General features: G+C 65.2%; 16 protein-coding genes and 1 pseudogene. 2 read left to right on the top strand and 15 right to left on the bottom strand.

What is annotated here, in order from left to right; all coding sequences use genetic code 11:
* Positions 1-186 precede the first annotated feature (186 nt).
* A pseudogene (locus KHC23_RS24830) lies at positions 187-279 on the top strand (sulfotransferase family 2 domain-containing protein); the annotation flags it as partial.
* Positions 280-343: 64 nt separating this feature from the next.
* Here the strand turns inward: KHC23_RS24830 and KHC23_RS01780 are convergent.
* The 14 genes from KHC23_RS01780 to bcsA form a co-directional block, all read right to left on the bottom strand.
* Positions 344-1,666: a PQQ-dependent sugar dehydrogenase gene (locus KHC23_RS01780; RefSeq protein ID WP_213368749.1), complete on the bottom strand. Its 1,323-nt coding sequence runs from the start codon at positions 1,664-1,666 to the stop codon at positions 344-346.
* Positions 1,667-1,750: 84 nt separating this feature from the next.
* Positions 1,751-3,019, bottom strand: coding sequence for an ATP-binding protein (locus KHC23_RS01775; protein ID WP_213368747.1), 1,269 nt, complete (start codon positions 3,017-3,019; stop codon positions 1,751-1,753).
* A complete protein-coding gene (locus KHC23_RS01770) occupies positions 3,016-3,777 on the bottom strand; it encodes a response regulator transcription factor (RefSeq protein WP_246543972.1) in 762 nt (253 codons plus the stop codon). The genes KHC23_RS01775 and KHC23_RS01770 overlap by 4 nt, the downstream gene beginning before the upstream one ends.
* A gap of 143 nt (positions 3,778-3,920) precedes the next feature.
* On the bottom strand, positions 3,921-4,166 hold the full coding sequence (locus tag KHC23_RS01765) for a hypothetical protein (protein ID WP_213368746.1): 246 nt from the start codon (positions 4,164-4,166) through the stop codon (positions 3,921-3,923).
* Positions 4,167-4,199: 33 nt separating this feature from the next.
* Positions 4,200-5,480 carry a TRAP transporter large permease gene (locus KHC23_RS01760; RefSeq protein WP_213368744.1) on the bottom strand — a complete coding sequence of 427 codons (1,281 nt, stop codon included), beginning with the start codon at positions 5,478-5,480 and terminating at the stop codon, positions 4,200-4,202.
* Positions 5,477-6,067 carry a TRAP transporter small permease gene (locus KHC23_RS01755; RefSeq protein WP_213368742.1) on the bottom strand — a complete coding sequence of 197 codons (591 nt, stop codon included), beginning with the start codon at positions 6,065-6,067 and terminating at the stop codon, positions 5,477-5,479. The genes KHC23_RS01760 and KHC23_RS01755 overlap by 4 nt, the downstream gene beginning before the upstream one ends.
* Positions 6,068-6,141: 74 nt before the next feature.
* Positions 6,142-7,134, bottom strand: a complete 993-nt coding sequence (locus tag KHC23_RS01750) for a TRAP transporter substrate-binding protein (protein WP_213368740.1) — start codon at positions 7,132-7,134, stop codon at positions 6,142-6,144.
* Positions 7,135-7,158: 24 nt separating this feature from the next.
* Positions 7,159-8,277 carry a mandelate racemase/muconate lactonizing enzyme family protein gene (locus KHC23_RS01745; RefSeq protein WP_271188724.1) on the bottom strand — a complete coding sequence of 373 codons (1,119 nt, stop codon included), beginning with the start codon at positions 8,275-8,277 and terminating at the stop codon, positions 7,159-7,161.
* Positions 8,278-9,027: 750 nt separating this feature from the next.
* Positions 9,028-9,807 (bottom strand): maleate cis-trans isomerase family protein, encoded by a 780-nt coding sequence (locus KHC23_RS01740; RefSeq protein WP_213368738.1) that lies wholly within the window; start codon positions 9,805-9,807, stop codon positions 9,028-9,030.
* Between the two features lie 345 nt (positions 9,808-10,152).
* Positions 10,153-12,234, bottom strand: a complete 2,082-nt coding sequence (locus KHC23_RS01735; RefSeq protein WP_246543970.1) for a hypothetical protein — start codon at positions 12,232-12,234, stop codon at positions 10,153-10,155.
* A gap of 8 nt (positions 12,235-12,242) precedes the next feature.
* On the bottom strand, positions 12,243-13,322 hold the full coding sequence (locus tag KHC23_RS01730) for a family 8 glycosyl hydrolase (protein WP_373878540.1): 1,080 nt from the start codon (positions 13,320-13,322) through the stop codon (positions 12,243-12,245).
* Positions 13,319-15,259, bottom strand: a complete 1,941-nt coding sequence (locus KHC23_RS01725) for a cellulose biosynthesis cyclic di-GMP-binding regulatory protein BcsB (RefSeq protein WP_373878533.1) — start codon at positions 15,257-15,259, stop codon at positions 13,319-13,321. Before KHC23_RS01725 ends, KHC23_RS01730 begins: the two co-directional genes overlap by 4 nt.
* Positions 15,193-15,984 carry a cellulose biosynthesis cyclic di-GMP-binding regulatory protein BcsB gene (locus tag KHC23_RS24825; protein WP_373878532.1) on the bottom strand — a complete coding sequence of 264 codons (792 nt, stop codon included), beginning with the start codon at positions 15,982-15,984 and terminating at the stop codon, positions 15,193-15,195. Before KHC23_RS24825 ends, KHC23_RS01725 begins: the two co-directional genes overlap by 67 nt.
* Entirely contained in the window at positions 15,981-18,176 is a 2,196-nt protein-coding gene (gene bcsA, locus KHC23_RS01720; RefSeq protein WP_213368733.1) for a UDP-forming cellulose synthase catalytic subunit, read from the bottom strand. Before bcsA ends, KHC23_RS24825 begins: the two co-directional genes overlap by 4 nt.
* A gap of 214 nt (positions 18,177-18,390) precedes the next feature.
* Between bcsA and bcsN the strand changes: the two genes are divergently transcribed.
* The gene (gene bcsN, locus KHC23_RS01715; protein ID WP_246543969.1) at positions 18,391-19,293 is read left to right on the top strand and encodes a cellulose biosynthesis protein BcsN; all 903 of its coding nucleotides are present in this window, start codon (positions 18,391-18,393) and stop codon (positions 19,291-19,293) included.
* Positions 19,294-19,342: 49 nt separating this feature from the next.
* Here bcsN and KHC23_RS01710 read toward each other — a convergent pair whose 3' ends face one another.
* A complete protein-coding gene (locus tag KHC23_RS01710; RefSeq protein ID WP_213368731.1) occupies positions 19,343-19,963 on the bottom strand; it encodes a hypothetical protein in 621 nt (206 codons plus the stop codon).
* Between the last annotated feature and the right edge of the window lie 4 nt (positions 19,964-19,967).

Genomic DNA, 19,967 nt, shown 5'->3' with positions numbered 1-19,967 from the left:
CTTCAATTAACAACACAAAAATACCTCCATGAAGGCCAATGTCATATGCCATACCCACAAGGAAATACTCATACACATTCAAAAAATGGGCGGAAATTCAATAATTTAACTGTTCGGACAATGCGTTTATCTTACTGACGAGCATTATATGCGCGCGATTTACGCGAGCGCTATGGTCATCACTATTGGAACAGCTACTTCAAATTCGCCGTCGTCCGGGACCCGTGGGATCGCCTTGTCTCCTGGTGGGCCATGATCGACGCCCACAGGCCGGACTAGGAGCGCGGCATACGGCTCAATGCCTTCCAAACCTATGTGCTGGAGCGGAAACTGCCTGCCCGTATCAGGCCGGCGTTACGCGCCAGATGCAGTCGCCGACATCGTCGACTACCAGCAGCCCGCCGCGCCGGTCGACGATCACCCCGACCGGACGGCCCAGCGCCTTGCCGTCGACCCGGAAGCCGCCGAGGATTTCCTCCGGCGGGCCGGCCGGCTTGCCCTCGGTGAAGGGCACGAAGATCACCCGGTAGCCGGACGGCGGGTTGCGATTCCAGGAGCCGTGCTGGCCGATGAAGGCACCATGGGTGAAGCGGGCGCCGAAGCGGTCGTCATCGACGAAGGTCAGGCCAAGCGAGGCGGTATGCGAGCCCAGCGCGTAATCCGGCTTGAGCGAGGCGGCGACCAGATCCGGCCGCTGCGGCTTCACCCGCTCGTCGACGATCTTGTCGTAGTAGCAATAGGGCCAGCCATAGAAGGCGCCGTCCTTCACCGAGGTCATGTAGTCCGGCACGAGGTCGTCGCCGATCTCATCGCGCTCGTTGACGCTGGTCCATAATTCGCCGGTGACCGGGTTCCAGTCCATGCCGACCGGGTTGCGCAGGCCGCCGGCGAAGACGCGCCGCGTGCCGGTGGCGATGTCCACTTCGAGGATGGCGGCGCGGTCGACCTCCTCCCCCATGCCATACTCGGCAACGTTGGAGTTGGAGCCGACGCCGACATAGAGCTTGGTGCCCTCCTTGTTGGCGACCAGGCTCTTGGTCCAGTGATGGTTTCGGCCCGAAGGCAGGTCGCACACCTTCACCGGCGGCGCGTCGATGCGGGTGGCGCCGGGCACATAGGGAAAGCGCACCAGCGCATCGGCGTTGGCGACGTAGAGCTGGTCGCCGACCAGCGCCATGCCGAAGGGCGAATAGAGGTTCTCCAGGAAGGGCAGCTTGATCTCGGCCACGCCGTCGCCATCGGCGTCGCGCAGCAGGGTGATGCGGTTGGCGCTCTTCACGCCGGCACCGGCGCGCGCCATGACGAAGCCCATCGCCCACCAGCGCAGGCTGAAGATCCCCGCCGGCCAGGGCGGGCCGGCGGTCTCGGCGACGAGAATGTCGCCATTGGGCAGCTCATAGACCCAGCGCGGATGATCGAGATTCTCGGCGAAGAAGCTGACCTTGAAGCCCGGCGCCGGCTTCGGCTTCTGGCCCGGTGCCCAGCCGATCGCCGGGGCGATCTTCATGATGGGGATGAGCGTCGGCTTGGGTCTGGGCAGCTTGGGGAGGTCGCCATAGCCGGCCTCCTCCGCGAGGGCGGGAGCCTTGCGCAGGTCCGTGAGGAAATGCACCGCGCCCGTAATGCAGGCACCAAGGAAACCGCTGATCTTCACGTAGTTGGCCATGACCGGCTCCGGCAAAAGGGGGGACGGCGCCATCACAGCCCGGAAAGGCGCGGCCACGCAACACCTTCCTTGGGTTATACGCCTTCAGTCACCTCCCTCCCCCTGCGTCACCACCGGGAATTCAAGCATCTGGCGCAGCCCGACCGGCATGTTCTCCAGCCTTAGCGTCCCGCCATTGCGGGTAACGATCTGCTCGGCGATGGCGAGGCCCAGCCCGGCACCCGGGGTCGACGCGCCGCGCGCCGGGTCGACCCGGAAGAACGGTTCGAACACACGCGGCAGCAGTTCCTCGGGAATGCCCGGACCGACATCCTCCACCAGCACCTGAACCTTGCCGCCGGCCGCCGCCATCCGCACGGTCGCCTGCCGCCCGTGGGTGGCGGCGTTGATAAAGAGATTGCGCAGGGCCCGCCGCAGCGCCTCCGGCCGCGCAGCTATGGTCGCCGAGCAGGTCTGCGTCAGGTTCACCCCGTAGCCGATCTCGCGAAGCTCCGCCGTCGTGTCGGCCACCATGGCGTCGAGACGCAGGAATTCGCCGCTATTGCTCTCCACCTCCTCGCGCACGAGGCGGATGGCGCTGTCGGCGATCCGGTCCAGTTCGTCGAGGTCATCAATGAAGGCCGTTCGATCTTCCCTGGGTAAAAATTCGGCGCGAAGCCGCATGCGCGTCATCGGCGTGCGCAGATCGTGCCCGGCCGCCGCAACGAGCCGCATGCGGCTTTCCATCACCTGCCTCAGCCGCGTCGCCAGCTGGTTGATGGCGCGCGCCGCCGCCCGCACCTCGGCAGGCCCCTTCTCGGGAACCGGATCGACGTCGCTGCAGGGCGTAATGGCATCGGCGGTCCGTTGCAGCAACGCCAGCGGTTCGGTAAGCCGACGGACGGCGAAGATCATGACCAGCGTGACGCCGAGCGCCACCAGTAGAATCCAGCCGATTAACCCCCACGAATCCTCGGGTCTGGGCTTCGGCACCGCCAGCGGCACGATCAGCCAGCGCCCATCGGAAAGCCGGGCGGAAATGGTCGGCCACCCCACATCGGGCGGCTCGGTGACGACGATCTGCAGGGCGCGCCCGCGCCGGCCGAGGGCCGCGTTGATGCCCTCGGTGGCCGGCTCGACACGCGGCCCGCCTGCCGGCGCGGACGAGATTCGGCCATAGGGGCCCTCGTTCACCGCTTCCTGAGTGCGTTCGGCGAGATCGATCAGCATGCCGAGCTGTACCGCCGCCGCATCGTCCATCCGCCCGAAGTCAGGGGGCGTCAGAATGAGGAGGGACAGCCCGGTCGCCACCACGAGCACGCCGAGCACCGAGCCGACCAGAAGCGCCGTGAGCTTGGTGCGGATCGTGTTCACGCGGGAGGTACCTCGGGCCCCGGCGCAAGGTCGACACGCGCGGCCAGCTGATAGCCCCCATTGCGCAGGGTCTTGATGATCTGGAAACTCCCCGCGTCGCCCAGCTTGCGCCGCAGACGGCTGATCAGCACGTCGATCGAGCGGTCGAACCCTCCCGAGGCCCGACCATGGGTGATGTCGAGGAGCTGCTCGCGCGAGAGCATCCGTCCGGGCCGCTCCAGCAGGGCGAGGAGGAGATCGAACTCGGCCCCGGTGAGGACGATCTCCCGGCCGTCGGGGTCCCATAACTGGCGGCTGGTCGGATCGGCCATGAAGCCGCCGAAGCGCATGCGCAGGACCGGCGCCATGGGCGCCGTGTCGCGCGGCGACAGGCGGCGGAGCACGGCGCGGATACGGGCCACCAGTTCACGCGGGTTGAACGGCTTGCCGAGATAGTCGTCGGCGCCGATCTCAAGCCCGATGATCCGGTCCACATCCTCCTTCAGCGCGGTGAGCAGGATGATCGGGACCGGGGAGCGCGCGCGGATCGCCCGGCACAGGTCGAGGCCGGACACGTCCGGCAGCATCAGGTCGAGCACCACCAGGTCGATGCGGCCCTCGGTGAGGCGGCGCTCCGCCTCCCGGCCGTCAGCCGCAAGCGACACGCGAAAATTCTGCTCGGCGAGATAGCGCCCGAGCAGTTTGCGTATCTGCTGGTCGTCGTCGACCACAAGTATGTGCGGGCCGCTGCCCGCATCCGAACCGCGCATGTCGTTCATGCCGTCCCTATAGCCGCCCGGCCGGGCCCGCGCCGGAGAATTTTACGAACCAGCATTGCTATCCCGGCGTGCGCAACGCCAGGAAACAATTCTGGCGCATTTCCGGTGCTACGGGAAACAGAACGGCAATCCGGCAGGCGGGCTCAGTTGACCAGCGGCCCGATCGCCAGTGCCTCGGTGATGAAACAGAAGCCATCCGCCTCGATCGCCTCGGCGGCGGCGGCGTGGCCGGCGAAGCGCTGGGCGGCAAGCCGGCGGAAATCCTCCCAATGTCCGCTGTCGTCGATGCGAGGCAGGACCGCGGCGCTGTCCACCGGAAGAATCGCCCAGATCTTGGAGCGGACATTGCCGCGCTTGACCCAGTTCATGATCGCCCACTCGTCCTTCACCAGCCGAACTCCCTCACATCGTCCCCGCGCCGGTCAGTCATTCATATAGGCGGGCAGCCATGTCGAGAGACCTGGCACCCCGATCAGCAGCAGGGTGAACCCGAGCGTAACGACGAAGAACGGCATGTTGGCCCGGAACACCTGCCACTGGTCGACCTTGGCGATGCGGGCGGTGATGATGAGCGACATCGCCACCGGAGGCGTGATCTGGCCGATCACCACCGCCATGATCATCAGCACGCCGAATTGGGTGAGGTCGATTCCGTAGGCCAGCAGCGCCGGCATCAGCACCGGCACCAGCACCGGGATGAGCGGATCGATGAACATGCCGGCAATGACAGCAATGACCATCATCGCCAGCAGGCGCATGAACATGCTGTCGCCGATGGTGATCAGATCAATGAGGCCGGTGAAGGCCTGCGGCACATGGGCGGCGGACAGGGCGCTGCCGAGCGCCACCGACAGGGCAACGATGCCGAGCAGTTCCCCAGTCATCTGCACCGCCGCGACGGTGGCGCGATAGAGCCCCCTGAAATCGAGCGTGCGATAGATCGCGCAGGAAACGAAGGCCGCGTAGAACGCACCGAACGCGCCGGCCTCCGACGGGGTGAAGGCGCCGACCACCAGCCCGCCGATGATCAGCCCGGGCATGCCGAGCGCGAAGGCGGCGGCAAGGCCGGTTTTCCACACCTCGCGCAGCGAGAAGCGGCCATAGGTGGGATAGCCGTGCCGCCGCGCCAGCCACGCAATGGTGAGCATGAAGACAAGGCCCAGCAGCAGGCCGGGGATGAGGCCAGCGAGGAACAGCGCGCTGAGCGAGGTGCCGGTGACCGCGCTGTAGAGAATGGCCGGCGAGGATGGCGGGATCAGCGGGCCGACGCCGGAGGACGAGGCGGTAACGGCAGAGGCCAGAGAGCCGGAATAGCCGTGACGCTTCATCGCCGGGATCATCACCGATCCGGTGCCGGCAAGATCGGCCGCTGACGAGCCCACCATGCCGCCGAAGAAGATGCTGGTCAGCACGTCCACCTGCGCCAACCCGCCCTTGGTCCAGCCGATCAGCGAGCGGGCGAAGTCGAACAGCCGCACGGCGATGCCGCCGGAATTCATCAGGCTGCCGGCATAGACGAACAGCGGCAGCGCCAGCAGCGTGTAGCTGGACATTCCCACCACCATGGTCTGCGGCAGTGACAGGCCCCACTGGCCGCTGAGATAAAGCAGCAGCGCGACCGCCGTCAGCAGCGCCGCGATCATCGGCACGCCGAGCACGAGGAGGCAGAGCAGAATGCCGATGGCAATGAGGGCGCCGGTCATCGTGCCGCCCCCTCCTCGGAGATCGGCGCGGCGCGCGGGGCGCGCAGACTGCGCAGCAAATCCACCAGGAAGGCGAGCGCGAGCAGCACCGAACCGATGACCATCGCCGAGACGAACCAGCCCTTCGGAATCTTCAGGTAAATGGTCCTGTCACCGCCGAACAGGGCGAAATAGTCCAGCGAGAAGAAGGCGAGATAGGCGAAGGAGGCCGCCGAGAGCAGATCGGCGAAGGCATTGGCGACGCGCCGAAAGCGCTCCGGCAGGCGATTGGCGAAATGGGTGATGCGGATGATCTCCCGCCGGCGCACCGACAGGAACATGCCGATCATGGTGAGCCAGGGAACGAGCGCGATCACGATCTCGTCCGCCCAGATGATGCCGAAATTGAAGAGATAGCGCAGCGCGCCATTGGTGAAGACCAGGATGGTGATGACGGCGAGCGTCGCCGCCCCGAGGGCGCCGGCGATGCCATTGATCCAGGCGTCGACGCCGCGTTCGTTCTGTCCGAGCTCGACCTCGAATTCGGCCTCCTCCAATTGCCGGCGGAGGTCCTCGTCGTTCGGGGCGGGTGGGGCGGGCAAAGACATCGCGTCCGTTCCTGAAAGTGGCGACCGGCGAACCACAGGCCGCCGGTCGCCACAGATGCGGGGACTGGCTGGCGCTACTTCACGGCCTCCAGCAGGTCGGCGGCGTAGGTGCCGCCGGCGATCGCGCCGATCTGTTCGTAGAGCGGCTGCGACGCGGCGACGAACGAGTCGCGGTCGATCTCGATGATCTCGTTCTTGCCGGCTTGCTTGAGCTCGGCGAGGAGTTCGACGTCCTTGACCGCGCCAAGCTCGCGCACTTCCTTGGCGGCTTCGAGCGCGGCCTCCTTCAGCATTGCCTTCTGGTCGTCGGGCAGAGCCGCGTACTTCCGTGCGTTCATCACGAAGGTGACCGGCGTGTAGACGTGGTTGGAGATCGAGATGTTGGGCTGGACCTCGTTGAGCGAGCGCTCGACGATGTCGTTCAGCGGGTTCTCCTGGCCGTCAATGGTCTTGTTCTGCAGCGCCAGGAAGACCTCGCCGAAATTCATGTTGACCGGCGTCGCACCGAGCGTCTTGAAGGTCAACATGCGGGTCTCGCTGCCCGGAACGCGGATCTTCATGCCCTGGAAATCCGCCGGGGTCTTGATCGGGCGCACGCTGTTGGTGATCTGGCGGAAGCCGATCTCGCCGAAGGCCAACACTTCGAGACCGGCCTGCTCCCGCATGGAAGCCGCCATTTTCTCGCCGAACGGGCCATCCAGCGCCTTGGCCACCGCCGCGCGATCAGCGAAGATGAACGGCATGTCGAACACCGCCCATGCCGGATCGAGCGTCACGGCATCCGAACCGAGCGGCGTCATGTCGATCTGGCCGGTGCGCACCTGCTGCATGTGCACGACCTCGTCGCCGATCGTGGCGTTGTCGAACAGCTCATAGGTGAACTGATCGCCCATCTTGGCCTTCATTTTGTCCGCGACCTTCTGCGCCATGACGGTGTCAAAGCCGCCGGCCGGCGACGGGCTGGCGATCTTGAGGTGCAGCGGCTGGGCATTGGCGGGGACGGCGAAAAGGGCCGCGCCAAGAACGAGCGCGCCGAGGACGGCACTGGACGTAAAACGACGTGTCATATCTCCGTCTCCTGCGTTGGCCCGTCACGCCGTGACGAGCGTTTCCTTGAGGACATCCTTGTCGAGAATGACGCCGAAGCCCGGCGCGGCCGGGATGGCGATCCGCCCGTTCACCGGCCTCGGCGGTTCGACGAACATCTGCTCTTCGACCTGTTCGGTTCCGAGGTGGATTTCGGCGAGCGTGCCGTTTCTGAACCCGGCGACGTGATGAAGGCACCAGACGCCGCCGCCACCCGCATCTGACAAAGGCTTATTATAGATCTGGGAGAGATGAGCGACCCGCCTCGTCTCGGTCATTCCGCCATTATACATGCTGTTCGGCATGAAGATGTCGATCGCATCGTGCTCGATCCACTCACGGAAGCGCAGCGAATGCCCGTCCATCTGGCCGGCGGAGAGCGGGATGCTGGTACGCTTGCGCATATTGCCCATGTCGCGGGCGTCGACACGCTGCAGCGGGTCCTCGAACCAGGCGATATTGTAGGGCTCGATCATCCGGGCGATGCGCAGCGCCTCTTCCGCCCGCAGACTCTCATTGGCGTCCACCGCGAGCAGGATGTCCTCGCCGACCGCCTCGCGCACGGCGGCGACGCGGCGCGCGTCCTCCACCAGCCCACGGCCGGTGCCGACCAGCATCTTGAGGCGCGTATGCCCCTTGCCGATCAATATGTTGGCCATTTCGACGAGGTGTTCGGTCTCGAACGCGCCGAAGCCATAGGTGACATAGGCATCGGCGTAATCCTTGGCCCCGCCGAGCATCTGGGCCACGGTACGGTTGCTCGCCTTGCCGATCACGTCCCAGAGCGCCAGATCGACGCAGGAGAGCGCGGACAGGTTGATGCCGGTCATCGCGCCGCGTTCGGAAATCAGCGGCTGCAGTCGGGCATGGATCTTCTCCAGATCACGTGGGTCCATGCCGAGGATCGCCGGACCGAGATGCTTTTCAACGATTGCCGCCACGCCGTGCCAAAGAAAGCGCGACGCCATGCCGATGCCGACATGCCCCTCATCGGTCTCGATCTCGCAGATGATGCGGTAATCATCCTCGATCGGCTTGTTGATCAGCGGCACCATGTTCTTGAAGCGGTGCACGCTGACGCGGACGTCCTTGATCTGCAAAACCTGCCCTCCAGTGATCAGCACGGTGTCATCGCGGAAAACGGCACGCCCATGCCTCGCGGGCAAGGGCCCGCATGACCTGCCGGCCGCGCGGCTTCGCGGCGCGCCGCTGCTTTGTGCATTTGCCATGCACCCTTGCGCGGCCGCCGGACGTTCGGGCGTGCCGCTGTACTTACGCAAAGGATCGCCGCCTCGGCCCGCGCCTGACAGGCGGCAGTAGCGGCGCCCGGCGAAACCTTCCAGTGGCCGAGAAGCGCTCTCACCTCATGGATGGGTAGATCAAGCATGATCGAAAACTCTCATGCGCCTGAACTTTTCGAGAAATTGCCGTATCGTCAAGCATCTCTGAATGCGAATCGCTCGATAATGAAAAATTTGAGCAAATGACTATTTTGTAGACAAAAAAATGTTGCCTCGTGAGGCAAATTATTTGATTTTATTATTCTATAACGACTTAAAGCCCGAGCAATATCCGCTCAGGCTTGAACTATTATATCAATAAATACTTCGTCGAGCTACTCGTGACTCAGAACGACGCGCGTTGCCCCGGGCAGCCGCGGAATGAACTTCTCCCCGCCCGCCATGGCGAAGCACCGACAGCCCCTTCGCCTTCCTCTCCGGAAGAGCGCTGGATCGGTCTCAACAGGTAGTGGCGGAATGGACCATTCGCGGCTCCCGATGGCGACAGCATCGGAGCGTGCCGCTTGGCCGCCCATCAATAAAATATATTTATTCGCTGCCTTGCATAGAACTTCCCGATATCCCGTGCGTCATTCAACGGGAAAGGCGCGCGTCGAAAAGCCGGCCATAGCCTGGCCGCGCGCCATGGATGCCGGTTATCTCCAGGCAGTGCCAGAAGGACGCCTGAACCGCCGAAATGACCGGCTTGCCCAGTGCCGACTCCAGCGCCGCAATCACCCCAACCGATCGGAAATTGGTGCAGCTGATGAAAATGGCGGTGGCATCGGGATGATCGACCGAACAGACGAGGTCATAGACTTTCTCCAGCGGCACCTCGGCCAGGGCATGGTCCTCGTCAATGCCGAGATTGCCGTGCCGCAGCACCGGGTGACCGTTGGACTGGAGGAAATTGATGGCCCGCTGGTGAATGGCGTCGACATAGGGCGTCGCCAGCGCCACCGGGCCGGCCTTCACCGCGGCCAGCGCGGCCAGCGAAGCGGTAGAGGCCGTCGTCACCTTGGGACCGGGCACCCAGCCTTCCATACGGGCGATGAGCGCCTTGTCATAAGCGGTGCCGTAGACGAACGAGGCACTGGTGCCGCCGAAGCACAGCACGTCGATCGGGGCGGACCCGACCAGGCGCGCCGACTGTTCCAGTTCGGGCGCCGTCATCATCGCGTCGATGCCTTCGAGCGTGACCTTGGGCAGGCGGATACGCGTGGTGTGCACCGAAAGACCGGGCGCCGCCATTGCGGCCATTTCGGCATCCATCACCACGCTGGAAGCGATGTAGATGAGGCCTATGCGCCCAAGCGTGCCGAAGCCGTCATATGCGAAGGTCGCACTCGCCTCGGCTCCAGCAAGTGTTGTCATGCGAGACTCATCCGTCCGTCATAAAAGGCGAAAAATCACTCGGATATTGTTAGCTCAAGCCATTTTTATTTGGAATAACAAACACGTCTCGAAATATAAAGGCGATTTAATATTATCAAATCCATTGGATAGAAATGTCTTATGGCACACGTCTTTGCGTGGACCGCGCCGCAGCAGACATGGTGAGCGGCAGGTTAGATCGACACGGGCACCGGCTCGCCGCCGCATAGGGGAACGCCCGCCCTAGGCCCGTCCGGCGAAAGCCGGGTTGCCGGACGGGCTCTAGGCGCTTGTTTTTACGCATTTTCTTCACGCGAGCCGGAACCCACTTCGCTCGAAAATGCTCTAGCTGCGCCATTTGCGGGTTGTGGCCATGATGGCGTCGATGCCCGCACCGGCCTCCGTATACCCAGCCGCCTGAAGCGCCTCGAAGAGGCGTCTGGCCGAAGGAAAATCCCGGAGGTTGAAATAGGACCAGGCCCTGATCATCATCAGGTCCTGCTGCTCCGGTGCGATGCGGCTGCGTTCGTCCAAAGCAAGAATGGCCTCGACATAGCGCGCGTCGCGATAGGCCGCGACCGCTTGCTGGGAGAGAAGATCGGCACTGAGTTCCACCGCGCGGGCGGACGGCTGCGATGTCTCGACCGCCGCAACCTGTGCCTGGTTGGTAAGGCCCAGCCTGAGGTAGGCCAGCGACTTGCCATAGGCCGCATCTTCGGCGACCCGGCCGGTACTGATACGGAAGGCGAGATCGAACGCATCGACGGCTTCCATCGGGCGGTCGAGGTCAAGCAGGCACCAGCCGCGGGCGACCGCGTCCTCGCCCGAAATGCGACCGGAGCGGAACGCGGCCTCGGTCGAGCCGGCACATTGGCCGGGGCCGCGCCCGCCGGACGATGGCGACGCCCGGCCCGCGCCGGGCTCAGGGCTCGTAGCGGCAGCGAGTGGCGCGGGATAGCCGGGCTCCGAAACCGGCGTATTCAACTGAACCGGCAATTGCGGGCGCGAAGGCGGCGTCGCGGGTGCCGATGGCGGCACGGCGACGCTTGCCGGCCGGCTCGCAAGCCGGCGGCGGGCTTCCGGCGAGACCAGTGCGAGAATGCGATCGGAACGCGTTCCCCAGCGACCGACGACGGCGTCAAGTGTCGCCTTGTCCTTCAGCCGGGCCGCCGCGAGAGCAAGACCATAGGCGGCCGGTTCGTCGTCCGGCGCCCATTGCGCAGCGGTACCAAACCAGGAGGCGGCGGTACCTATCTGCCCGGTATTATAGGCGTACCAGCCGAGTGCCTGCGCGCCGGCGGCGGATTTGTCCTCGGAGACGACCGGGGCAAATCGCGCCACGACCGATTGGTCGAGGCGCGGCGGCGGCGAAGTGGAAAGAAGCCCGGCCATGATGTCGATATAGGCCTTGCGGTTGTCGGCGCCGGACTCGCGCCACTGATAGGCGATGGGCTCCGCCTGTAGCGCGCGGCGGGTCGCCGCCAGCGCGAGCACATAGCCCTCGGCCGCCTTGGCCCCGCCATCGCGATCCAGCGCAAGCTTGAACCAGTCGACCGCCCGCGCGGCGTCGCCGTGCCGGAAGGCGTACCAGCCGAGAACCAGCGCATCGTCGGCTGCCGTTCCACCGCGGGCGAGCGTCTCCAGCCCGGCAAGATCCTCGGCCGTGACGGTGGCGGACGCATCCTGCGCCGCGCGGCCGACGCGGGTACGCAGAAGATCGTCGCGCAGGCCGGCAAATTCCCTGGTGCCGTCGGGATTGGTGCGCTCCAGCGCGAGCAGCGTGTCCAGGTCGGGCCCGTCGAGCAGTTGCATCGCCTTCTGCGCGGTGGCGAGACGCTCCTCGGGATTGGTGCAGGTGTTGAGGATATAGGTGTAGACGTCGAGCGCACGTTTGGGCGCGTCGGTCCTGACAAAGGCTTCCGCCACCCGCCACAGCACTTCCATATTGCCGCACACGAGCATGCCCGGCGCGTCGGTGGCGATGCGCAGAACCGACGCCCATTGCCGGGCTTCCGAGGCATTGACCAGCCGACGGGCGGCCTCGCCCTCATCGAGCCGGGTCATCAGTTCGGCCGGCGGCGTCCAGTCCGGCTCCGTGGCCTGCCGCTGCGCGATCGCGGCGCGCATGTCGGAGAACTTCCCCTCCGAGAACAGTTGCCACAACCGGGCCAAGTCCGGGTCCTGGTCGGGCGTCGGGCTGAACAGATCCTTGGGTGGCTGCCAATTGGGGTAAAGCGCGCGCAACCGCGCTATTTCGGCGTCGAGCCGCCGGCTGTCGCCCTGCGAGGCGAAGAAGCGAAGCGCCGATTCGTCGACCTTCGGCGCCGCAGCAGAGTCCGGCGCGGTCGCCGTGGCGGCAGGGGTGGGCGGCGAGGTAAATTGCTGACCGATCGCCGGAACGGTGACCGCTCCGACCAAAACCAGCAAAATAGACCTCAGGAAAGACATTTCGGATATTTCTCGCTCACCAGCGAAAGACTGAGCAGGTACAGGGTCGACGGGTAGTAGTGCGTCGGCTGCAACCGGCGCAGATCCGCAGGAATGACCGTTCCGTCGACAGCGCATGCGAGCGTGGCCGCCAGCATCCGGTAGCCGGGCTCCGACAGCCTTGCCAGGGCCTTGCCGGTCGGGATGTTCACAATCGCGGGCACCCCCCCATTGGCGACGAACCAGTTGTTTCTGATAGCCTTCTGAACGTCGGTGCCGGTGATGCCTGCGCGCAGAAGGTAAAGATCTATCCTTAACGAATTGTAACCAAAGACCGGCTCGAAGCCCGAAGCAGGCACCAGCGGGCCGTTGGCCGGCGCGGACAGCCAGTCCGGCGGGAGCTGCGCGGGGCCGAGCCGCGCCAGAGTCAGCAGTTCCCGGCCCGACGCGGCAAGGCCGGTCCAGTCGACATCCGGGGCCAGGACGGCCAGGACGGGGAAGGCCTCGAAAATCCAGTAGGACAGGTTGAGCACCGGCCCGTCCTGGCGTTCGGAAGCAGAGAAGCCCGTCACGCCCGGCAGTAGCACCAGCCGCCCGCCCTCGCGGCGTACCGCCTGCTGGCCCAGCGCTTGGGCGATGCGGGTAGCGGCCCGCTTGTAGCGGGGCTCGTTCCAGGCTTGGTTGGCGAGCGCGAGCGAATAGGCGATCAGGATATCGCCATCGCTTGCGACATTGATGTCCGTGACGTGCGGGTCCGCGGCCGGGTCCCAGCGCCAGGCGGCAAGCCCGTCGTCGCGAATGAGCAATTCGGTGCGGGTGAAGCTCCAGATGCGCTCGAAGCTGCCGCGGTCACCGGCGAGATAGGCCAGGAGCATGCCGTAGCCCTGCCCCTCGGAATGGCTGATGCCGCCATTCGCATCGTCGACCACCCTGCCACTCGGGTCGACAAAGCGCGCGCGATAGGCCGCCCAGTCGTCCGCTGCGAGCGAGGCCGACCGAGGCAGCGCGTGCACGGCGGACGGTTGGGCGAAAACGGCCGGGAGCAGCAGGCCTGCAAGGATAAGGGCGCGATTGACCCACCGCCTCACCCGCCGCCACGCGGAGAGCGCCGAAGCAGCAGGCTGGTGATGACGGCAAACGCGATACAGCATAGGACCAGAACCAGCGCATAAGTGACAATGTTCAGCGACAACCAGTTCGCCGCGATGAGCCGAAGATTGGACGGCCCGAGAGGCTGGGTCACGACAAATCGCCTGCTGCTGGGCGTGCGAATCTCCATCTGCCCGGTTGCCGCATCAAAAGCCACCGCCCGGCCGAACGGCTTCAGCCAGTATTCTCCCACGGTGAAATCTTGAAAGCCGGCAAGAAGGCTTTCCGCCGTATGACCGGTGACGAGCGTCCACAGCGCATTGCTGTTCGGCGCGAAGCCCTGAGCCACCAGCACCGAGGTGCCTGGCGGCGGGTTGAACGGTGCCGATTCGCTGTCGGCTCCCGGGAAACCGAGCGAAATATCGAAGGTATCCTTGACCCATTTCTCGAAACGAAGGAGCGCCGCGCTTAATCCGGTCTCTCCGGTGACCTCGTCGCGCCAGCGGTCATAGATGTCCTCGTCGCCCGATGCCGGACGCACGCGTACGGCCGTGTCCAGCATCGGCAAAGCTATCGGCGAGCGCGCGACGGGGCCGTTCGCCCCCATTCCGGCAGCGGTCGGCGTGCCTCCCGGCTCCGCGCCACCGCCATCGCGCTCGGAAATCCAGCGTATCTTGCTGGCATTCACGATTCCCACCTGGTTCAGGACCTCGGAGGGAATGCGGTTGATCTCGCCGATGAAGAGAACGGGACGGCTCTTCAGCGATGCAGGAGGCGGCGCGGTATCGACCCGTGTCGTGCCCTCATGAAACAGAGCGAGGCGGGCCATGAGCGTCGCGGCGGTCGCGACCGTCGGAGCGTCGTGACGCATCACCACCGCGATCGGCTCGGCCTGGCGGAAATAGGGATAGCCCCGGCCGAAGAACGCCGCCAGATTGGGTTCCGTGCCGATCCTCGCGAAGTCGTCCATGACAAATTCGCTGGAATCGAACAGGACAAAGCGCTGCTGGTTGACAAGGGTAGCGCCGGGTTCGCAAGTCTCGTCGGAATCGACGTTGAGCAGAATCTCCATCCAGACCCGGTTGATGCCGGCGTGGAAATGGGTCAGCGGGATGTTGATTTCCTTGTACTCTATCAACCCGCCATGCTGCCCGGTAAGAACGTAGGAAGAGGCGAGCGAACCGTTCACATAGACCGAGAGCTGGCTGCCCGGACGCACGCTCGGGGCGTAGGCGGCATTGAGCAATATGCGCGCCTGACCGTTGGCCGCCCCATAGAAATCCGCCGGCAGGGCGACGGGAAAGCGGATTCGGAGCCGGCGACCGGCGAACTCCTGCGTCGGCACGCCCAACTCCGAAAAGCGGACGGACCGCGCCCCGGTGAAGAAGGGCGCGTCGGGCGCGTAGGCGCTGGAGATCGACATTTTTTCGTCGTCGGACCGCTCGACACCCGCCACGAGCCGCTCGATGGCCGCCATGACGGCTTGCTCCGTTTCACCGCCGAGCACGAGAGCGGGGCCGCCCGCCCGGATGTCGTTGACCAACCGCAGAACCGGCTGTCCGGACGCGATCGACGGGGGGGCGGCCAGCGCCGCGCGCAGATCTTCGGGCGAGCCTAGCACCACGTTCAGCGTCCCGGTCGGCGCCGGGCCGGCGTCCGGCGCGACGATCGACACGACGGGGTGGGGATAGCGCCCGCGCAAGGTGAGAGCCTGGACGGCGAACAGCATCTGTTTGCTGAAGCTCGGCTCGATCGGTCCGTCGTGGATGAAGCGGATACGGGTGGTGCCCTGCGCGTCGACACCTATCGCGGGAAGGTCGTCGATCATGGCGGGAGGTGCGCCGGGACCGCCCTGAAACGCCACCCCGGTCAGGCTGTTGTCGAAATCGGTCCAGAGATCATAGGTCGAATCGACCGAGCAGTCGGTGCGATGCACCGCATGCATCTCGAAGCGGATGAGATTGCCCCCGGCGTGCAGCACGCCGGGGGGATGGCCTGCGCCACCTGTGTCGTTCCCTGCGAGGCGATACGCAGGTCCGCGACGAACTGGCCGTTGATCGTGACGCGAAGCCGCGAGAGTTCCGGCATGACGTAGATCGAGGTGCTATAGCCGATCAGCAGAGTGGCGGGGCGCTCGGCCTCCTGCTGGGTGAAATAGGTCACCCAGCCGTACGATTCCGCTTCCCCCTCAAGACGCAGACGCTGGATCGGCACAATGAAGCGATCCGGCGTGCGCGGCGCGGCCGCCTCCGTGCGCGGCGGCCGCGCCGGTACGGGAGCGGGCTGCCCCGGGACCATCTGGAAGGGAGCCGCAACCTCGGGCGAGCGCGCGGCGGGAGCGCCGGCCGGCCCCTTGGCGGCACCGGTCGACTGCATGTTGAAGGGCGCGCCCGTCGGTGCCGCTGTTGCCGGCGCCACCATGGCGTCGGCGGGCTGGCCGGTCCCGTCCGGCATCTGGAAGGCAGGGGTGCGGGTCTCGCCGGCGCCGATGCCGTCGGCTTCGAATGCGGGTTGCACCGCCGCGCCCATGGGCGCGGGGCCTTCTGCCCGCATGTCGAACACCGTCTGCGCGGCAGCCGCCTGCGCTATCAGCCCTGAGGCCAAGAACATCAGCGCGGCAAGGCGGATGCCGCCGAGCCCGTGGTGCCGAGCGGTCCTCATGTGCGCCTCGCCGCCACGGCGGCCTTGTGCCCGAAGCGACGTGAGAGCTTTTCGATCTGCGTCACATAGGCGAGCCCGCGCAGGGTCTGATAGCTCGCGATCATGAGGAACATCAGCGTCCCCCTGAACACGCCCGGATTGTTCCGCCGCGAAGCCTGGAATTTTTTCCACTCGTCCGCATTGGCGAAGATGAGGTCTGCGATCAGCTGATAGTGTGCGGCGCTCCTCGCGTTGAACTGCGTGCCAAGCACGACCGCGTCCCCGTCGTGAGCGACATTGCGCACAAGGACCGGCAACGTGTCGCTGAGGCATTTGTCAGGGGGGGTCACACGGACCACGCCATGCATGCCGATGGCCGCATTGGCCTCCGGCGGCAACTCCGTGCGTATCCGTATCCCACCCATCGACACGTCCTCGATGACGGCAGGGACCTCGACCCCGTCGATCAACAGGCTGCACCGCCGCGAGACGGCTATGCGCTGGCTGTGCCGTTTTGCCGCCCGCTCGGAGACGACGCCGAGCGCGCAGCCCGAAATGATCAGGTTGAGCAGGTTCCACGCGCCGACGACAATGGTGATATCGGCCGCGTATGGCTCGGCTGCAATCCGCCAGAAGGTGACGAACACGGCGACGATCTGCACCACAAAGATAACGAAGATCGGAATGCCGATCTCGGAGATGCGGTTCTCGTCGATCGTCTCGCCCTTGGCCGTCACCCGGAAGGTCGGTTTCTTCGGATTGATCATCACCGACAGAAGGGCGGGCAGAAGATAAACCGACTGTATGTATTCATACAGTTCGGAGAACCAGGGCCACCGGTATCTTCCGTAAAGATAATTCTGCATGAACAAATTTATCAGGATGTATACGGACGTATAGGCAACGAATTCGGCACCGGATCCGTTGAATATTTCCAAGGAAAAAAACAGGTAAAAAAATGGAGATATCAGAAATATCGCCCGCGAAAATGGAAAGAACCAGAAAAGTATGCTGGACATGTAGCAGACGCGCTGCGCGAACGTCAGACCGGACCGGAAAAGCGGAAAATGAAAGCGCAGGATCTGATACATACCCTGCGCCCACCGTGAGCGTTGGCCGATGAAGCTGGCGAACGTCTCCGGCTGCAGCCCGGCGATCAACGGCGTGTCGACATAGACGCTGTGCCAGCCGCGCGCATGCAGGGTGAGGGCGGTTTCGCAGTCCTCGGTGATGGAGGAATGGGCGAATCCACCTGTTTCCCGCAGGGCCTCGCGCCGCAAGACAGCGGCCGAACCGCAGAAGAACGCACCGCCCCAGCGGTCGAGGCCGCGCTGGATGACGCCGTAGAACATCTCGTTTTCCGACGGCATGCGGCGCCAGGTGTCGAGGCTGCGTTCGACCGGATCGGGATTGATGAAGAAGTGCGGCGTCTGGACGAGGAATATCCGGGGATTCTCGTTGAAATAACCGAGGGTCTCGCGCAGGAACGAACGCGCGGGCGCGTGGTCCGCGTCGAACACCACGATGAGTTCGCCGCTCGAATGGCCAAGAGCGTGATTGAGATTTCCCGCCTTCGCGTGTTCATTGCGCGGCCGGGTGAGGTAGTTCACGCCGAGTTGGCTGCATAACTCGCTCAATGTCTGCCGCCGCGTCTGCGCCTCGCGTGCGGCGGCAAGGTCGTGCTGCTCGCATTTCTGGTCGGTGCCGCCGTCGTCGAGCAGCCAGACCTTGAAGCGGTCCCTCGGATAGTCGATGGCGACCGCAGCGGCCAGCGTGGTGGCGAGCAAGCCCACGTCTTCATTGTAGCTCGGCACGAAAATATCCACCGTCGGCTCGGCCCCGGGAGCAATCGCGGGTGCCGTGCGCGGCGGGTGGGGCGCCGAGACGACAAAGAGACTGAGCGCCAGCAGGGTCACGCTGTACATCTCGGCGACGTAAAGGAGCAAAGCGGGGATGAAATTGCTCAGATCCTCGACCGGAGGCAAGGTCGAGGTCGTGCGCCAATAGACATAGCGTGACACCATCGCGACGCCGAGAGTGAGCGCAACCATGCGCGGCACCCCCTCGGGAGCAAATATTTTCAAAAAAACAATTAGTAGAATCACAATGCAGCCTGTAACAAGCTGCGCCTGGAGGTTAACCGGCAAGGTTATGATGAACGCTGCCGTAACGCCCAAGGCTACCCAAATACCGACAAGCCATTTCTTGTTCATTGTCTTGACGGCTCTCCCGATCGTCCAGAAGCGATGGCTCTTACGTTGTGAACTCGGCGGCCGCAAGCCACGAGACGAACTTGGCGCTCGACATCGTAGAACATCTTGTCCGATGTTTGACCGTTTCTGCTGCGGCGCAGGGGCGCTAGATTGCGGGAATGGCTGATTCGTTCCTCGATCCGACCCGCTCCCGATGACTCGTCCAAACGTCGACATGGCTGGCAACCACGTGCTGCGCGAGAGGGGGCGTGACGCCGCCTCGCGCACGCCTGATTTTCGCCGGGCGCTTGTCGGCGCCGGCTGCCTTCTGCTGCTGGGAGGCTGCGTGACGACACGCGGCGGCGCTCCGGTCGTCGCGACCATGACGATCGAAGTTCCCGCCGCGGAAGCGCTGATCCTGCCACAGCCCGGCGGACCGCGCGTCGTCGGCGTCATCGAGACGCGCTTTGCCAATGCGCTCCAGCAGAAGGTGATGCTCGGCACCGACGCGCTGACCCCCGGCCAGAACGCATTTGACGTCACCTTTTTCGGGCCGGTCGAGGGCCGCACAGGTGACGAGAACATCAAGACCGACAGCTTCCTCGGCGATGACGCGCTGGCGGAGGAGATGGAGCGCGCGCTGCCGGGCGTCGACATGCGGCCATCGACGTATTTCGTCCAGAACCGCTATGGCCCGTTCGGCTACGCGCTGGGGCGCGGGAGCGGCCGGGACCTGTGCATGTATGCCTGGCAACGCATTCAGTCGCAGGAGCGGGTCAATGTCGTGACCGGAGATCGCGGCGTGCTCTCGGTGCGCCTGCGCCTGTGCCAGACCGGGGCGACGGAAGCCTCGCTGTTGCGGGTCATGTATCGCTACACCATCAATGGATATTTCCTGCCGCGCAGCTGGCAGCCCTATGGGCGCCCCCTCCCCGTGCCGACGGACATCGGCCGGGTCGGCGGCCCGCTCATCTACCCGGCGGAGGCCTTCGGACCCGGTGGCGCTGCAGCGCCACCGCCCGAACCCGCACGCACGCCAAGGGCGGCATCGCCCACGGCGCCGGTTGCACGCAAGGACGCGCCGACCGTGCCGGCCGGGCCGTTGGAAGGCTACCCGACGGTGCCCGCGCCGCAGTGACGGCCGTCACGCTGCCGCGATGCGACCTGTCTTGTGGAATCTGGGCGCGCTAGCCGCGCGGACGATCGCCAGGGGGGAGCGGAATGCCGAGCGTCGCGGCCGCGGGCAGTTCAAACAGCGCCGGACTGGTCGGCGCGGCTTCCGGTGGGCTGGGCTTCGCCGCCACCGCGATGGGTTTCGCCGGCGGGGCGCCGACCACCGTGCCGGTGGGCTGCGGCTCAAGCGGTTCGGCCTTGATGGCACCCAGCCGCCAATGGCCATCTACCGGCTCGAACGCGACATCGAAGCCGATCCGCACCGGCGCGGTGGGAAAATAGCCGCTGAGGCGCAGCACGCCGTCCGGCCCGATGGCCGGCACCCCGGAAAGCTTCGCGTCCAGCAGGAGCACAGCGGCGAAGTCGAGCCGGTTTTCACGCCAGATGCGAAAGCGGTCGGCCAGGGCCGCGCTCGAATTGGCATCGCGGAAGGACGGCGCCGCAAGATCGCGCAGCACGGAATAATTGCCGGTCACATTGGCCTGATTGAGCGCCGTCAACGTGCCACGCAGCAGCGCGAGCAGCACGGCCGGCGGTGGCATCGCGTCGGCGGGCCGTCCCTGCGTGTGCGCGACAGGCGGCGAAAGCGTCGCCAAAAGGAGGCCGATGCTCAGGAGGCGGGCGGCGCGTCGCATCGGC

Origin of the sequence: Ancylobacter dichloromethanicus (genome assembly GCF_018390645.1) — a bacterium.
Lineage (GTDB): Bacteria > Pseudomonadota > Alphaproteobacteria > Rhizobiales > Xanthobacteraceae > Ancylobacter > Ancylobacter dichloromethanicus.
Note: the sequence above shows the minus strand (reverse complement) of the source record. Positions and strands in the feature narration are given on the sequence as shown.

Coding starts and splice junctions, on each gene's coding strand:
- KHC23_RS01710 (WP_213368731.1), bottom strand. CDS start 19,963: ATGCGACGCGCCGCCCGCCTCCTGAGCATCGGCCTCCTTTTGGCGACG.
- KHC23_RS01750 (WP_213368740.1), bottom strand. CDS start 7,134: ATGACACGTCGTTTTACGTCCAGTGCCGTCCTCGGCGCGCTCGTTCTT.
- bcsA (WP_213368733.1), bottom strand. CDS start 18,176: ATGAACAAGAAATGGCTTGTCGGTATTTGGGTAGCCTTGGGCGTTACG.
- KHC23_RS01770 (WP_246543972.1), bottom strand. CDS start 3,777: ATGAACGACATGCGCGGTTCGGATGCGGGCAGCGGCCCGCACATACTT.
- KHC23_RS01760 (WP_213368744.1), bottom strand. CDS start 5,480: ATGACCGGCGCCCTCATTGCCATCGGCATTCTGCTCTGCCTCCTCGTG.
- KHC23_RS01740 (WP_213368738.1), bottom strand. CDS start 9,807: ATGACAACACTTGCTGGAGCCGAGGCGAGTGCGACCTTCGCATATGAC.
- bcsN (WP_246543969.1), top strand. CDS start 18,391: ATGGCTGGCAACCACGTGCTGCGCGAGAGGGGGCGTGACGCCGCCTCG.
- KHC23_RS01755 (WP_213368742.1), bottom strand. CDS start 6,067: ATGTCTTTGCCCGCCCCACCCGCCCCGAACGACGAGGACCTCCGCCGG.
- KHC23_RS24825 (WP_373878532.1), bottom strand. CDS start 15,984: ATGAGGACCGCTCGGCACCACGGGCTCGGCGGCATCCGCCTTGCCGCG.
- KHC23_RS01780 (WP_213368749.1), bottom strand. CDS start 1,666: ATGGCCAACTACGTGAAGATCAGCGGTTTCCTTGGTGCCTGCATTACG.